Below are 15,064 nucleotides of genomic sequence, written 5' to 3'. Positions count from 1 at the left end.
CCAGATTATATGTGATGTAAGGGTCCTAGGTTTTTGAATTAACAAAGAAGATGAGGGTTTTTCAACAGTTTTTATTTACTACTTTCCATCATACCTTTCACTACTTTCTCGGGGGTAATAGGTAAATTTCTCACATAGACTCCTGTTGCATTAAAGACTGCATGGGCAATGGCTGGCGGTGGGGTATTGATCACCACTTCTCCTATTGACTTCGCACCGAAGGGCCCTGTTGGTTCATAGCTAGGTTCAAAGGCCACGGTTATTTTATTGATGTCTTTTCTACAGGGAATTTTATATTGCATAAAACTGTTTGTCATCATTCTACCTGCTTTATCGTAAAGAACATCCTCATACATTGCCATACCAATCCCCTGTACCAGACCTCCCTCTGCCTGGATTCGAGCCAGGTTAGGATTAATCACTGTACCACAGTCTATCACCGCTACATAGTCTATCAAAACAATTTTTCCTGTTTCCAGATCTACCTCTACCTCCGCAAATCCTGCAATAAAGGGTGGAGGACTTTTATCTCCTCCAAAGGTACCTGAGCCCATTAATTGTTCTTGCTTTCCTTCTCCTGCCCCTACATCGGCAGCAATTTCATTTAAAGACACTTGCTTGTCTGGATGATTAATCACCCCTATTGTATCCCCCTTAAAGCGTAAGCCCTTCAATGGAACCCCCAACATCCCAGAAGCCTGTCTCATCATTTTCCCCTTCAAATCTTCAGCTGCCTTAATCACAGCATTACCCGTTACATAGGTTGTACTAGAGGCATAGGAACCGGTGTCATAGGGAGAGAGATCAGTATCAATTCCATGGACAATGAATTTATCCATGCCTATCTCTAAAGTCTCCGCCGCCATTTGAGTTAAAATGGTGTCAGAACCCATTCCCATTTCAGTGGCACCTATTAACAGACTATACAATCCATCATCGTTTAACTTAATGGTGACAGCTGCAGTATCAATTCCAGCAATACCTGAACCTTGCATTGTAATTGCCATGCCTACAGCCCTTACCTTCGTATCACTCACCCTTTGACTGGGATATTTTTCCTTCCATCCAATCAATTCTTTACCCTTTTCAATACATCGATCTAATGTACAACTATCTAATTTCCCTGGCTCTCCTGCCTTTGAACCACTTAAAATAGGATTGGTTTCCCCTTGTTTAATGAGATTTTTCTCTCTAACCTCTGCTGGATCCATATTTAGCTGATCCGCCAACTGATTAATAGCGGATTCCAGAGCAAAAATACCCTGTGTCACCCCATAGCCCCTTAAGGCTCCTGCTGGCATCTTATTGGTGTAGACCGCTTCTCCACTATATCTGACTGCCTTTGCAGTATTGTATAACGGCAGGGTTTTATAGCCTGCCACACCTAACACCGTAGAAGCATGCTCTCCATAGGCACCTGTATCCGATAGGGCTTCCATATCAACTGCCTTGATATTCCCCTCATGATCTGCCCCTAGTTTTACTTTTATTTTCATGGCATGTCGACTACTTGTACAGCCAAGATTCTCTTTTCTATCATAAATTATTTTTGCAGGTTTCCCTGTTTTCAATGTTACAATGGCTGGAAACACTTCAACAGAAGCATTTTGTTTACCACCAAACCCACCTCCGATTTTAGGTTTGATCACCCTCACCTTGCTTTTAGGGATTTCAAGGGCATTGGCCACAATTCTTCTCACATGGAAGGGGATTTGTGTTGAGGTCACAATGGTTAATCTGCCACTGACATCTAGATAGGTAAATGCCCGTTGCGTCTCCATCATACCGTGGGCCTGTGCCTGGGTATAATAGGTTTCCTCCACAATTACAGGGCTATTTTTCAATGCTTCCTCCATATCTCCATTTTCTATCAAGACTGTGGCTGCAATGTTTTTTTCCCTTTTCATGCCTATATCAAAGTTTACTTCAAGATTTTCTTCAGGATGGATCACCGAAGGATGCCCTATGGCTTCTTCAAAATTCAATACCGGCTCTAGTATTTCATATTCTACCTTAATCATTTTCATGGCTTCAATGGCTGTTCTTTCATCTACTGCCGCAATAATGGCCACTTCGTCTCCTACATATCTTACATACTCATCTAATACCAAACGATCATAGGGGGAGGGTTCTGGATAGGATTGTCCCGCCATGGTAAAGCGTTGGTTGGGAACATCCTGATGGGTTAACACACAGGCCACACCACTTCTTTTTTTTGCCTTTTCTACATCTATGGATTTAATCTTTGCAAAGGCATGGGGGCTTCTTAATATTTTAACCACCAATGCCTTCACATTGACTAAATCATCTGTATACACAGGTTTTCCCGTGGCGATATCCATTCCGTCTATTTTAGTGATTGATTGATTGACTATCTTCATCTTCACACCACCCCCATATACTTTTTCACTGCCCTGAGCTGCCCTAGATATCCTGTACATCGACACAGGTTTCCCGTCAAATAATGGATGATCTCCTCTTCAGTAGGATTTTTCAGTTCTCTTTTCATGGCCAGTATCGTCATAATGAAACCAGGACTACAGAACCCACATTGTTCCGCACCCTCTTTGACTAAAACCTTTGCAAAGTCTGTTGCTTCCTCCTGAAGTCCTTCTATGGTGGTAATCTTTTGATTATTTGCCCTCACAGCAAGACTACTACAGGAAAGAGTGGGTTGATCATTTATCCAAATGGTACATAATCCACAACAGCCTGTGTCACAGCCTCTTTTCACACTATTAAAGCCATATCTTCTTAAGGCTTCTACTAAAAACTCATCATAACCAACTTCCATTTCTAATTGTTCATCATTCACTGTCACATTGATCTTCATCATGAGAGCACCTCCTTGATTCCTCTTTTAACTAGCGCCTTACAAAGAATCTGTCTGTATTCCTTTGTTCCTCTCATATTGCTCCCAAATGTCAACTCCTTAGCTGCCAGGATACTAACCTCTTCAATCATTGCTTCACTTAATTGACCTTCTCCTAAAAGCTTTGACGCTTCCCTTGCAATCATCGCCCTTTGTGGTCTTGCCCCTACCGCTATTTTGAATTCATTATTTTCTTTAGATACCGCTACATTTAATATGGCATAATCTCCTTGAGAATTCCTCATGGCATGAAAAGCTGCTCTTGTGTTTTTCTTTAGGATCACTATTTTGATTAAAATATCCTTTTGACATCCCTGGGCTAAAAACGCCGCCAAAGGAATTTTTCCACCTTTGTATAAAATCACATAGGCGTCAAGGGCTAGCAGAGCTGTAATGAAATCAGAAAACCCATACCTTGAATAAACAGTTGCCCCAACCGTTACCACATTTCTAAATTGGACCCCTAAAATTTCCTTTACGGCCCTTGGTAGTATGCCATCAAAATGATCATTTAGAATAGAACTCACTTCTACAGCTCTAAAACTGGTCATTGCCCCTATTTCAATGGCGTTTTCATCTTCTTTTATCTTATCTAATCCCAGATGGGACAAATCAATGGCTGTTGGTATGGTTTTTTTGCCCATTTTCAAAAACCCACAACCTCCCAATAGGGTGTTGGCTCTTTTTTCATTTAAGAGTTGATAGGCTTCTTCTATTGTATTTGGTATGGCATAGTTTTTTATTTGAAACAATTTAATCACTCCCCATTCCGCTACTTTCTAATATAACCAGAGCCTATTATCTCTCCAGTAATACGCCAAGTAAATAAATCCTTCACTATTTCATCTAAATGTAGTATAACATAAAACGACATTTTATTCGAACATTTATTTGTTTTAGAATTGTAAGGTTTGTATTATCTGAACAATTAATATGTTTTTTCATGTTTATTGTTCGTGTTTTTCTCGATGCTTTTATTTTTATATCTGATTTATTATCGTTACACTTTGTTAATCCATAAAAAAGCATCTTCGATGCTTTCGCTGGATGAAACAACTAAGCGATCAACACAATTTAGAAAACCAAAAATTACCAGAGAGGAGTTTTGTTATGAGTACATTACCGAAGGAAGTATTAAGGAGCATGATCAAGGACAATGATTTAATTACTGCAGGGGATATCCACTCTTTTCTAAAGGATCTATTTAAGGATTCTTTATAGGAGATGCTTGAAGCGGAGCTTGAGGTAGGTCTTGGATATTCAAAGCATGAGAAGAAGGCCAAGAAGACAGATAACGCTAGGAACGGTTATTCTTCTAAGAAGATGAAAAGCCAGTTTGGTGAGTTTGAATTGAAGATCTCTCGAGATCGTAAAGGGGAATTTGACCTAGGATTGTTCCGAAGTATCAAAAAAATATATCAGGTATTGAAGAACAGGTAATCTCTCTTTATGTAAGAGGTATGTCTACTCGATATATATATGATCAGATTAATGATATTTATGGCATTGAAGTCTCTTAAAGTGGTCAGTAAAATCACTGATAGGGTCATTCCAGAGATTAAAGAGTGACAAAACAGACCCCTGGATTCCCTGTACCCCTTTGTTTGCATGGATGCTATAAATTATAAAGTGCGTCATGAAGGGCAGATTGTCAATAAGGCCGCATACGTAGTATTAGGGGTGAATGTTGAAGGATACAAGGATATTCTAGGCATATAGATAGGAGAAAATGAAAGTTCTAATTTTTGGCTGGGAGTTCTCACGGGATTTTAAAACTGTGTATACAGCAAGAAGGCACAGCCCTAACTAATCTAAGCTCTGTAAAGGACAAATGGGGAGTTAAATATCCCTATGCGATTAATAGCTGGGAAAATAACTGGGATGTAAAAAGTAAATGGACCCAGCGCTACCATAACTGGGACCAAGTGTTGAATCAACTATTAATCATCTTTGAAGACAGACTAGAAAAATACATTTAGGTGAAATTTTCATCCTAGCCTTTTCAGGCTCAAAGAATAATTAATAAACCAGATGGGAGGCTAAACTACTCCCATTCTAAAAATTTTCTTTGCCTAAAAGTATGCTTTGCATACGAACTGTTCCATAGTCTTATTTGTCCCTTAACCTCTTCTCCACTGCCTTTTCCTCTAGTAATCTCATCTTTTTCTTTAGATTGATCTTTGTTTGCTAGTAAATTTTGATTTGGCAATCGTTGTTTATCATTAGCAATTACCTTACTTTTTATGAACATCATTAATCAATTAGCTACTTTGTTTTGAATTGTCCAATTAAACTAGTTAATTCTTCACCTATTGTAGATAATTTTTGAATAGAACCCATCATCTTTTTAAACTCAGTCCCTTGTTGTTCGGTACCACTTGCTACTTCTTCGGTGACTGCGGATGATTCTTCGATCACTGCCGATATTTCTTGAACAGTAGCAGAGATTTCTTGACTAATACTTGCTACATCTGTAGATAAGCTATTAATCTCTTTAACTTGTAATATACTTTCTTCCGTACCTTGAATAATACTGCTAAAAGCATCTTTAGTTCTTTGTGAAGTTTCTAACCCCTTTTCTATTTGCTTATCTGCATCATTCATCAAGCTAACAGCTTTACTCGTGTTCTGTTGTGTATTTTTTATCAACGCCTCTATGTTTTCAGTTTCCCCTTTAGAATTTTCAGCAAGCTTTCTAATTTCTTCTGCAACTACCGCAAAACCTCTACCAGCATCTCCTGCTCTTGCTGCCTCTATAGAAGCATTTAAAGCAAGAAGATTTGTTTGTTCAGCAATATTATTTATCATTTGTAATATTTGTGAGATCTCATCGGAATCATTTTTTAATGTTCTTATCGTTCCCCCTAAACCATCGGTGAAATCCGCTATTTCTTGCATTACATTCATATTTTCATCTATTGTAACTTGTCCAGTTGCAGCTTTTTCCATAACACTATCTGTTGATTCATCTAATTTCTTTAGCTTTACATCAATATCTTGTATATTTTTGGCTAGTTCATCAACTGCATGTCCAATATCCGTAATGCTTTGACTTTGTTCATTGGAACCATTGGCTAGTTGTTGAGTGCTATTGGAAATCACTTCACTAAACTCATTCATATCACTAGAACTATCAGCTAATTGTTGGGTAGACAAGTTAATCGTTTCAGTAGCATTCTGTATTTGTCCAATTAGGACCCGTAAATTTTCTATAGTATGGTTAAACATATCAGACAATTGTCCAAATTCATCTTTACTTTTAACTTGTACTTTTTCCGTAAGATTGTTATTTGCTAATCTTTTTCCTAGATCAGTTAAGCTATCTAATGGTTTCTTTATAAAAAACTTAATGATACCAAAAGCTACACAACCAGCTAAGAAAATTGAAACTAAAGTTGACATCACATTCATAAGCAATAGATTATCCATCACTTGAGATGCATATTGCAGAAAGATAGAGTTGCCTGTAGTGACAAAAGTAAATGCAAGAACAATAAAAACAGTCAATTTAAACTGTAAACCCATCCCAGCTTTTCTGATACTTTTAATCTTAGAAACGTTACCATTTGACATTGTGATTCCTCCTATAAACACTTAGTAGCAAACTATTTTAGAACTAAAAATGTATTATCAGGACCTCTATTTCTTCTTGTATGAATACATCTATTTTTCTCATCCCCCCCCTTTTTTTTTACAAATTTGTTATCGTATTTTAAAACTCACATTCCGCTGAATGTATATTTATTTTTCACTAATTATTGATTTATGCAAATTAAATCCTTTTATTTGAATTAAAGGAAATTTGCAACTGTGATATTTTTAAATAATTTCAAATTTTTATTATGATTTTAGAATATTTATGCGGAATGTAAGTGAGAACTTACTATCAATAAAAAATCTTTATCTCTTCATAAAAAATGGGCCTCTATTAAAGGGGCCCGATGTCTTAATACACAACTAATCAGTAAGCATATTGGCTTTTACACTTACTAATTAGCATTCCGGCAACCTGGCAATCATAGGAATAGTGTCTTCCCTTAGACCCATAGCTTTGCGCCCTTATTTTTCAATAAGTTTGCTTTTATCAACATTATTGTTGGTATTATGCAATTTTCAATTAAACTATATTCTCAGTAGGACTTTTTATCTAATATAAGTCCCGTTTAGATAGTACTTATACTTCAACTCTAAAACTATATTTCGACATTTTTTCTACAAATTCCTTCTTTATTTTACAAATTTTTATATTTTTTCAAACTATAATCCTTATAACATTCATTTAATTACAGTTATTTTCACTAGTGTTCAAAAATTAGATAATATTTCTATTGATTTTTAAAATTTTTTTCAGTTTTGTTGATGGAGCTCTACAATTAAGCCTTCAGGGAATATATTCCAGTAAAATTAAATACAACTATCCTTATAAAACAATACTATTCCTGTCATTGCTTCATAAGTGGTACATCTTTCGCGAAAACGACTTAGGCTTCGGTCACTTAAAGGCTGTTCCATAGAACTGGTAGTATGCAGGCCATACTGAAAACGTATATCGAATATAAGTGATTCTAAAATCTCTTCATCTGTAACTCCATGCATCTCCTTTAATATCATGGCCCCAATAATAACATTAACGGGTGTATTAGGACGGAATGCTTTATCGCTATAGAGGACAGAAAACTCTTCTTCATCAATAGCAGGAAATACTTTTTGTGCAAAGGCTTTTGCCCATGATTTCGCAAGAAATTTTTTCTCTCTTTGTGTAAGGGAAAAAGCACTGTCATTTAAAGATATTTGATTATAATCATTTGCTACAAAAGCCACTTTTCAATCCCTCCATAATTAGTTATATTAAACTAATTATATCAAATTCGGATAAATAATGGTGTTTGTATTAAATTATCTGGTGTATATAATTCATTTTTATATGTAAGCTTTTGACACTCTAATCCTATTACATAAAAAAGTACCAGATAATAAAATATTATCTGATACTTTTTGTATTACTTTACCTACTGTTATATTTATCTTCAGTGTCGTTCTTGTAAATTAAACTGCACTTTCCTTTGCCTTTTCAGGTGTACTTGTCTTTGGAAAAACAATATTAAGCACAAGAGCAACTGTTGCCGCTATAACAATACCCGAACCACCAAATAAAAGTCGAATTCCTTCCGGCATATTGACTAATATTTCTGGAACAGAACTCATTCCTAGCCCTAATGCTAAAGCAGTCGCAAGGATGATTCCATTACGTCCATCCAGTGGCTCTTGGGTAACCAAATTAATCCCACTGATGGTGATCATTGAAAACATAATGATTGCTGCTCCGCCTAGCACACTACTTGGCATAATGGATATTAGTGCTCCAACCTTTGGGAATAATCCCGCAATAATTAAAAATATGGCTCCAGTTGCTATGGCAAATCTATTCACAACGCCTGTCAGTGCGACGATACCCACATTCTGACTAAATGAAGTATTGGGTAGTACGCCGAACAGTGCCGCAAGAGAGCTACCAATACCATCCATTATTACCCCACTAGATAATTCCTTATCAGTGGCGTCTCTTTTTAATCCTCCCATTGTGATACCTGAAATATCACCTACAGTTTCAACAGCTGTGACAATGTACATAACGCCCATTGCTACAATGGCATCCCAATGAAAGGCTAAACCAAATTTCAATGGCGTCGGGAAACTGAACCATCCAGCCCCCTGCACAGTACCGAAGTCTACCTTACCCATTGGAATCGCTATCAGATAACCTACTATGATTCCGATAAGAATTGCAGAAGCACTTGAAAATCCTTTTGTGAATTGCTTAAGCATTAGTATTGTTACCAAAACCACAGTTCCTAAAAAAAGATTTGATAGAGAACCAAAATCAGCAGCTCCCGATCCACCTCCAAAGGATCTTACTCCTATTGGAATTAGTGAAAGTCCAATGGTAAGTACCACTGTTCCCGTAACCAGTGGTGGAAAAAACTTTCTTAAAGGCTTAATAAAAAAACCTAAGACCCCTTCAAAAACACCTCCAATAAGAGAAGCTCCCAAAATTCCCGCCAAACCATATTTAGCTCCTATGGCTAGACTGGTTCCTATGAAGCCAGAGCTTGTCCCCATGACAATCGGAAGCTTTGCGCCAAAATACAATTGTAGCAGGGTCACAACTCCCGCGATGAACATAGAAGCTTGAATCAAAAAAGTTCTATCCTGTACAGAAATTGATAAAGCACCTGCAATAACCATGATTGGTGTAATATTCCCAGCAAACATTGCCAGCACATGTTGCATACCTAACGGTATGGCTTCTTTTAACGGTGGTACACCCTCCAACTCATAAACACTTGACTTTTTTTCCATTTTAAGTCCCCCCTATTTGTTGTTGATGATTTTATATTTCTTTTGAAATAGCATAACATAAAACAACATAATTTGCGAATCTTTTTTCGGTATATTATATTTAAGTTTGTAATATTAGTAACAATATGCATTAATTTCGAGTATATAGTTCGTGTTTTTTACTTTCCATCCCTTTTTCTCCTTGACTTTCCTTCCCCCCTTTTATTTAGTTTCACCTTACCTTTCTTGCTAAACCAAAAAAAACGTCCACAAATCAAAAGAAATTAATCTTTTGTTTGTAGACGCCATTGCCTATCAGAAGGATTCAATTTTAAGAAGTATTGGTTTTAAAGAATTGTTATTTTAAAATATAAACATTATTATAATTTATTTTTCAGAATTTTGCAACACTTTTCTTCAATAATTGTTATTTGGCTTTTATCAGAATCATCTGATTGGTTTTATTTTTAGAACCTTACCCAGTACTCCTTCATTATGCCAGTGTAACCTTAACTAACAATTTTAACAAAAATAAAATGATTGACTCTATGGACCTTATCCTATAATATTATATTGAAAAGTATAGAAAAAGTAATAGGTGCCTCTTTTGAGGATAATAGGGAATGAAGTGAAAAACTTCAACGGTCCCACCACTGTAATGGGGAGTTTCATTGCTGATACCACTGAATATCTTATTTGGGAAGGTGCAATGGAATGAAGATCCTGAGTCAGGAGACCTGCCTATCACTTTTTTATGTGTGGATGATGGAAAAGTCTGCAGTTTATTTGTTATTCAAATAAACTGCGGACTTTTCTTTTTTTATATAATAGGTTGTTATATACGAGGAGGAATAAAAGATGAACAAATTAAAAGAAACCATTAGAATGATTGAAGAATTAGATCAAGAGACAATGCAAAAGGCAAGGGAACGGGTGGACAATTTAATCAAGCCCCCTAAGAGCCTGGGTAGATTAGAGGACTTAGCAGTCCAACTTGCGGGGATTACAAAAACCATCCATCCTACTGTAGCCAATAAAGCCATTATCGTTATGGCAGCAGATCATGGGGTTTATGAAGAAGGCATTGCTGGTTTCCCCCAAGAAATTACAGTGGTACAAACCCTGAATTTTGTAAAAGGAGTTACAGGTGTATGTGCCTTAGGAAAGGTTTCCGGAACAAAAATCATACCAGTGGATATAGGTGTCAAGGAAGACTTAGATCCCAATGCCGGTGTGTTAATTAGGAAAATAAAATATGGTACTGACAACATGGCTAAGGGCCCGGCCATGAGCAGAGAAGAGGCTATCCGCGCATTAGAAGTAGGGATAGAAGTAGCCAATGAAGAAATAAAAAATGGTGTCACCCTATTAGGAACTGGTGAAATGGGCATAGGTAATACAACCGCCAGCACAGCTATCTTATCGGTTTTAGGAAATTTTGATCCCAAGGAGATCACCGGTAGAGGAGCAGGGCTTTCTCCAGAAGGAATTCAACGAAAGGCAGCGGTGATTAAAAGGGCTATCGAGGTCAATCAGCCTGATGCCACTGATGGTATTGATGTTGTTGCTAAGGTTGGAGGTCTAGAAATCGCTGGCATGGCAGGGGTGATGCTGGCTGCAGCAGCCAACAGAATACCAGTTGTGGTTGATGGGTACATCGCCACAGCCGCTGCTCTGATTGCCGTTAGCCTTGAACCAAAGACAAAGCAGTATCTCATCCCTTCCCACGCATCAGCTGAGATCGGAAGCATCAAGGCCACTGAATTATTAGGTATCAAGCCCATGATTCACATGGACCTTTGCCTTGGTGAAGGCTCCGGTGCCGCTTTGGTTTTTCCAATTGTGGAAGCAGCTTGTCATATGATCAATTGTATGCCCACCTTTGAAGAAGCAGGAATTACAATCTAGATTATTATGAAAAACCCCAGTCAACCCTTACGTAACATATAGGGTGGATTGACTGGGGTTTTTTGCGTTTCTTATGCTCACTAAGGTTTATCTTCTTCATTTATTGCAAGCTCAGCCATTTTCACGATGCTCTCCAATCTTCTGGCCACCGCAATGAATCTTCCCGTGTGACAAAACACCGCATCCGCCACCCCGGTTACCTCAGCCAGTTCCTTTTCTTCTTTCCCTACCCAGGATTTTGGAAGATATTTTTTGTCCTCTCCATCTTCCCCTCTTACTGTCTGTATTGCATAATTATCCTTGTCAGGATAGACCACGAACAACACTTCGTTTCTTTCATCAATCTCACTAAGGACCTTCTGCCATGGACAGGATTTTTCCAAGACTAGAATCTTAGGATTTTCCCTTCTTTTATATGCCTTAGACACTGGAATCCTTGTCCTTAATACCGCTAGCTTATGATCAATTGTATTATTCAATACAGATGATGCCACTGCCACGGCCCGATCAAAGCATTCTTTCTCAGATTTTTCCAAATCCCATGGTGGATTAAACATTGATACAATTGATGAAATATCCATGAGATCTACGATTTGTTCCCCTATTCTGACCCCATTATCAATGGCATCGATCCCTTTCATTAGGGCCCTATCCACAGATTCAAAAACCAATTCAATCTCACTTTCAACCAAAGAGGACTCTTTCATCGAAATAACCTTTCTCCCAAATTCATTCCAGATCAGTCCGCATGCTGCAAAGGGAATGCCGTCATCCCTGTATACCTTTTCAATGCCATGATGGTCAAAAACACCTCCCCCCACATCGTACACAATATCTAGCTTACTTAATATTTTGGGGTCCCTTGTTCTTGTGACTTCTATTTCAAATAGTTCCATCAAAATTGCCGTTGCCATTACCTCATCCGCGTGAAATCTCCCATGATGGGTTCCTACTCTTTTATAAGGTTTTTCCATGTCGATTCGATCACCTTCTCCTTCTATGTTTTTGTGTTAAGTCTCATTTTATCTTTGGTACATTGCTAAGACTGTGGTTTTTCTCAGCCAGGGCATCCTTAATCCAGACAATGATATCCCTATACACCTCTTCACGGTTAATTTCATTTAACATCTCATGACGTCCACCTGGATAAAGCTTATAATGAACTTCTTCAATCCCAAGTCCCACATAGGTTTCATAAACCACCTTAACTCCCTTTCCATAATCCCCCACAGGATCACATTCTCCGGAAAAAATATAAAGAGGCAAGTTTTTAGGGGTTTTTTCTATATTCTTTTGCTTATGTAGCTCTTCGATCCCCTTCAACATGTCATAGAAGGCCTCCGTGGTAAAAATAAATCCACATAGTGGATCCCCTATATAGTCTTGGATCATTTGAGGATCCCTGCTTAACCAGTCAAAACTAGTTTCAGTTGGTTCAAACCGCACATTAAATCCCCCAAAGGCTAATTTATCTAACAATTTGTTTTGCTTCTTTTTACCATATACCACTTCGCTTAGTGCTGCAACCTGTATCCCTATTCTACCCAAAAGCCCCTTACTGCATCCCGTTCCACTTAAGATCAAAGCATCTACTTCTTGGGGAAAAAGTTGAACATATCTACGTGCTAAAAAGGATCCCATGCTATGTCCAAACAAGATCACCTGGGAATCAGGATATTCCGCCTTTATTTTTCTAGTCACTTCATTTAAGTCCTTGATGACACGTTCCCAACCCTCTTCATCAGCAAAATATCCTAACTCCCCGCTCTCTTTTGCTGTACTCCCATGGCCCCTATGGTCATGACCATGAACAATCCAGCCTTCCTTGACTAATGCCTTAGCAAATTCATCATAACGTTGGATATGTTCTGCCATGCCATGGGCAATTTGTATGACCACTGGCTTTAGAGAAGAAACCCTAGGTGTCCATCTTTTTAGATGAATGGATTGGCCATCTGACATTTTGATTGTCTCAGTAAAAATATCCACTAGATTATCCACATATACCAACTCCCTTTACCTATATAATAATCTAAAATGCTGGCAATTGCATAAAAAAATTCTCATCTTCATTATATAAATAACAAACCTTCTAATCACTTTCTTTGCCTTTCTAAAAACTCTTTTCCATAGTAACTGGATATTGTGATAAATATACCATATAATAATCTTGATACTAACTTGGACAAGGGGTGTTAAAATGATTAAAAGAATCAAGACGAAATTAGATGTCATTGAAGGTATGCTTTATTATTGGCAGGCCACAAGTGAAAAAGATAAGGTAGGAGAAAAATATATCATTACCATGGCTGAACAAGAAGAGATGCAGTACATCTATGATGAGGAGTTTAACCAAGAATCTGTACGCAAGGTCCTCAGTGCCATATCCAATAGAGAGCTTCTAAATAGTGAAAGTAAGAAGGCGCGAAAGTTTTGGAATAATAACATGTGGATGCTGGAGGACTTAGAATATACAAATTTGATGATCGCACCATTGAAGACATTGAACTTAGATGCACTGATTGATAAACTAAACAATAAAGCTGTAAACTCACAATATGAGGAACCTGAAGTCATTTTCCTTCCAGGACATCATGACGAATATACAATCAAGGACAATAAACTCATCATCAACTTTTTCAGAGTTAAGGCAGACCTATACGAAGAAAATAAAGTGATGATTGGCGATCAGCTTTTAGTGGATTATATTGAAGAAAAACTGAGTGAACTAGTGAGTCAATAAAATTGCTACCTATTACCCAATCCTCTAAATCTCCAAAAACAACGAAGAGCTTACAAAAGTTACATACAACTAATCTATAAACACCCTTGGGACCATAATCAGTTGGTCAAAAGGGTGTTTTTTTACATACATTATGATCATCTATAGGCAAATTATCGTAAATCAATTTTTATGGTTTGGTTTGTTTCAGCTGCCAACATAGCCGCCTCCACTATTTTCAATGCCATGATACCATCTTCTCCAGTCACCACAGGCTCTCTATTACTGATTATCGCATCAATAAACTCATCAATAACACCAGTTGAAGTTTGGTTATCATTGGATTGGATTTGTTCTAATTCATAACAAATTTTTTCTTTGCCCATTTTGTTAATTACAATCTGGTAATCAGGATTATCATATATCATCATGGTCCCTTTTTCACAATATATTTTCGTACTATTATCTTCGTCTCCATAATATGACCAACTAAAGGCGGCAGTACCTATATTCCCTTTTTCCGTTCTTAACAGGCATACCATATTATCTGGCACGTCAATCAAATCGTTATTTGCATTTCTTTTATTCAAGCTTCCAGCCATTGCACTTACTTCAACGATTTCATCCTCCAGTAAAAATCTTAATAAATCCACTTTATGAATCCCTAAGTCTCCTGTTACCCCTAATACTGATCTGTTTTTATTAAAAAACCAAGTATTCTTACTTTTATCTGCTCCCCAATATTCAGGGCCCTTATGGCCAAAGGTCGTAGTAAATGTAATCACTTTTCCCAGTTCACCGCTCTTCAATATTGCTTTAGCTCGTATATGGGCACTGGTTAATCTTTGATTGTGATCTATCATCAAAATTCCCTTAGAATTCTTTTTTGTTTCAAGTATCATGTTCGCATTTTCCACTGTTGTTGTCATTGGTTTTTCACACAAAACAGATTTATTATTTTTTAAAGCAGCAGAAGTGACGATATGATGTGTCTCATTTGTACTACAATCACTGATGGCATCTATGGTTTTATCTTGAATTAGATCTAAGTAATCGCTGTAGACTTTACCCCCATATATTTTTGCAAGTGCTTCAGCTCGCTCTACATTGTGGTCATAGAATCCTTCAATCTCAACATTTGGATTCTCATGATATTCCGGGGCATGTCTAAACTTTGCGATAGAACCACATCCTACAATACCCACTCTTATTTTCATTTTCAT

General features: G+C 37.4%; 14 protein-coding genes, 1 pseudogene and 2 riboswitches. Of the genes and pseudogenes, 5 read left to right on the top strand and 10 right to left on the bottom strand.

The genetic code is table 11. The annotated features are described in order from the left end of the window. Positions 1 to 71 precede the first annotated feature (71 nt). Genes AMET_RS02375 through AMET_RS02365 form a run of 3 tightly spaced genes read right to left on the bottom strand, consistent with a single transcriptional unit; the run spans position 72 to position 3,633 of the window. A complete protein-coding gene (locus AMET_RS02375; RefSeq protein WP_011971607.1) occupies positions 72 to 2,381 on the bottom strand; it encodes a xanthine dehydrogenase family protein molybdopterin-binding subunit in 2,310 nt (769 codons plus the stop codon). A gap of 2 nt (positions 2,382 to 2,383) precedes the next feature. Further along, the gene (locus tag AMET_RS02370) at positions 2,384 to 2,833 is read right to left on the bottom strand and encodes a (2Fe-2S)-binding protein (RefSeq protein ID WP_041721323.1); all 450 of its coding nucleotides are present in this window, start codon (positions 2,831 to 2,833) and stop codon (positions 2,384 to 2,386) included. Next, positions 2,833 to 3,633 (bottom strand): FAD binding domain-containing protein, encoded by an 801-nt coding sequence (locus AMET_RS02365; protein ID WP_408626390.1) that lies wholly within the window; start codon positions 3,631 to 3,633, stop codon positions 2,833 to 2,835. Before AMET_RS02365 ends, AMET_RS02370 begins: the two co-directional genes overlap by 1 nt. Positions 3,634 to 4,096: 463 nt before the next feature. Between AMET_RS02365 and AMET_RS27250 the strand changes: the two are divergent. From AMET_RS27250 to AMET_RS27240, 3 genes and pseudogenes are all read left to right on the top strand, one after another. Further along, positions 4,097 to 4,392, top strand: a pseudogene (locus AMET_RS27250) (transposase). A gap of 88 nt (positions 4,393 to 4,480) precedes the next feature. Then, positions 4,481 to 4,591, top strand: coding sequence for a transposase (locus tag AMET_RS27245; RefSeq protein ID WP_408626389.1), 111 nt, complete (start codon positions 4,481 to 4,483; stop codon positions 4,589 to 4,591). Positions 4,592 to 4,617: 26 nt separating this feature from the next. Continuing rightward, positions 4,618 to 4,851 (top strand): hypothetical protein, encoded by a 234-nt coding sequence (locus AMET_RS27240; RefSeq protein WP_041720264.1) that lies wholly within the window; start codon positions 4,618 to 4,620, stop codon positions 4,849 to 4,851. A 65-nt stretch (positions 4,852 to 4,916) separates the two neighbouring features. Here AMET_RS27240 and AMET_RS02350 read toward each other — a convergent pair whose 3' ends face one another. The 4 genes from AMET_RS02350 to AMET_RS02335 form a co-directional block, all read right to left on the bottom strand. After that, the gene (locus tag AMET_RS02350) at positions 4,917 to 5,126 is read right to left on the bottom strand and encodes a hypothetical protein (RefSeq protein WP_011971604.1); all 210 of its coding nucleotides are present in this window, start codon (positions 5,124 to 5,126) and stop codon (positions 4,917 to 4,919) included. Positions 5,127 to 5,137: 11 nt separating this feature from the next. After that, positions 5,138 to 6,445, bottom strand: coding sequence for a methyl-accepting chemotaxis protein (locus AMET_RS02345; RefSeq protein WP_011971603.1), 1,308 nt, complete (start codon positions 6,443 to 6,445; stop codon positions 5,138 to 5,140). Between the two features lie 427 nt (positions 6,446 to 6,872). Next, positions 6,873 to 6,962: riboswitch (cyclic di-GMP riboswitch) on the bottom strand. Positions 6,963 to 7,276: 314 nt separating this feature from the next. After that, on the bottom strand, positions 7,277 to 7,693 hold the full coding sequence (locus tag AMET_RS02340) for a transposase (protein WP_011971602.1): 417 nt from the start codon (positions 7,691 to 7,693) through the stop codon (positions 7,277 to 7,279). Between the two features lie 225 nt (positions 7,694 to 7,918). Then, complete coding sequence (locus tag AMET_RS02335; RefSeq protein WP_011971601.1) at positions 7,919 to 9,232, bottom strand: uracil-xanthine permease family protein; 1,314 nt, start codon at positions 9,230 to 9,232, stop codon at positions 7,919 to 7,921. Between the two features lie 558 nt (positions 9,233 to 9,790). After that, positions 9,791 to 9,970: riboswitch (cobalamin riboswitch) on the top strand. 99 nt (positions 9,971 to 10,069) lie between these two features. On the opposite strand from AMET_RS02335, the gene cobT reads away from it, so the two are divergent. Beyond that, the gene (gene cobT / locus AMET_RS02325; RefSeq protein ID WP_011971600.1) at positions 10,070 to 11,119 is read left to right on the top strand and encodes a nicotinate-nucleotide--dimethylbenzimidazole phosphoribosyltransferase; all 1,050 of its coding nucleotides are present in this window, start codon (positions 10,070 to 10,072) and stop codon (positions 11,117 to 11,119) included. An 80-nt stretch (positions 11,120 to 11,199) separates the two neighbouring features. Here cobT and AMET_RS02320 read toward each other — a convergent pair whose 3' ends face one another. Both AMET_RS02320 and AMET_RS02315 read right to left on the bottom strand, forming a co-directional pair. Then, positions 11,200 to 12,093: an MYG1 family protein gene (locus AMET_RS02320; protein WP_011971599.1), complete on the bottom strand. Its 894-nt coding sequence runs from the start codon at positions 12,091 to 12,093 to the stop codon at positions 11,200 to 11,202. 43 nt (positions 12,094 to 12,136) lie between these two features. Beyond that, a complete protein-coding gene (locus AMET_RS02315) occupies positions 12,137 to 13,120 on the bottom strand; it encodes an alpha/beta hydrolase (protein WP_011971598.1) in 984 nt (327 codons plus the stop codon). A 199-nt stretch (positions 13,121 to 13,319) separates the two neighbouring features. Between AMET_RS02315 and AMET_RS02310 the strand changes: the two genes are divergently transcribed. Beyond that, positions 13,320 to 13,862: a TDE2712 family protein gene (locus tag AMET_RS02310; RefSeq protein ID WP_011971597.1), complete on the top strand. Its 543-nt coding sequence runs from the start codon at positions 13,320 to 13,322 to the stop codon at positions 13,860 to 13,862. Between the two features lie 152 nt (positions 13,863 to 14,014). On the opposite strand, the gene AMET_RS02305 is transcribed toward AMET_RS02310, so the two are convergent. Continuing rightward, positions 14,015 to 15,064 (bottom strand): Gfo/Idh/MocA family protein, encoded by a 1,050-nt coding sequence (locus AMET_RS02305; protein WP_011971596.1) that lies wholly within the window; start codon positions 15,062 to 15,064, stop codon positions 14,015 to 14,017.

Origin of the sequence: Alkaliphilus metalliredigens QYMF (assembly GCF_000016985.1) — a bacterium.
Lineage (GTDB): Bacteria > Bacillota > Clostridia > Peptostreptococcales > Natronincolaceae > Alkaliphilus_A > Alkaliphilus_A metalliredigens.
This window is presented reverse-complemented; position numbering and strand designations above follow the sequence as displayed.

Coding starts and splice junctions, on each gene's coding strand:
- AMET_RS02375 (WP_011971607.1), bottom strand. CDS start 2,381: ATGAAGATAGTCAATCAATCAATCACTAAAATAGACGGAATGGATATC.
- AMET_RS02370 (WP_041721323.1), bottom strand. CDS start 2,833: ATGAAGATCAATGTGACAGTGAATGATGAACAATTAGAAATGGAAGTT.
- AMET_RS27245 (WP_408626389.1), top strand. CDS start 4,481: ATGGATGCTATAAATTATAAAGTGCGTCATGAAGGGCAGATTGTCAAT.
- AMET_RS02350 (WP_011971604.1), bottom strand. CDS start 5,126: ATGATGTTCATAAAAAGTAAGGTAATTGCTAATGATAAACAACGATTG.
- AMET_RS02345 (WP_011971603.1), bottom strand. CDS start 6,445: ATGTCAAATGGTAACGTTTCTAAGATTAAAAGTATCAGAAAAGCTGGG.
- AMET_RS02335 (WP_011971601.1), bottom strand. CDS start 9,232: ATGGAAAAAAAGTCAAGTGTTTATGAGTTGGAGGGTGTACCACCGTTA.
- cobT (WP_011971600.1), top strand. CDS start 10,070: ATGAACAAATTAAAAGAAACCATTAGAATGATTGAAGAATTAGATCAA.
- AMET_RS02320 (WP_011971599.1), bottom strand. CDS start 12,093: ATGGAAAAACCTTATAAAAGAGTAGGAACCCATCATGGGAGATTTCAC.
- AMET_RS02310 (WP_011971597.1), top strand. CDS start 13,320: ATGATTAAAAGAATCAAGACGAAATTAGATGTCATTGAAGGTATGCTT.
- AMET_RS02305 (WP_011971596.1), bottom strand. CDS start 15,064: ATGAAAATGAAAATAAGAGTGGGTATTGTAGGATGTGGTTCTATCGCA.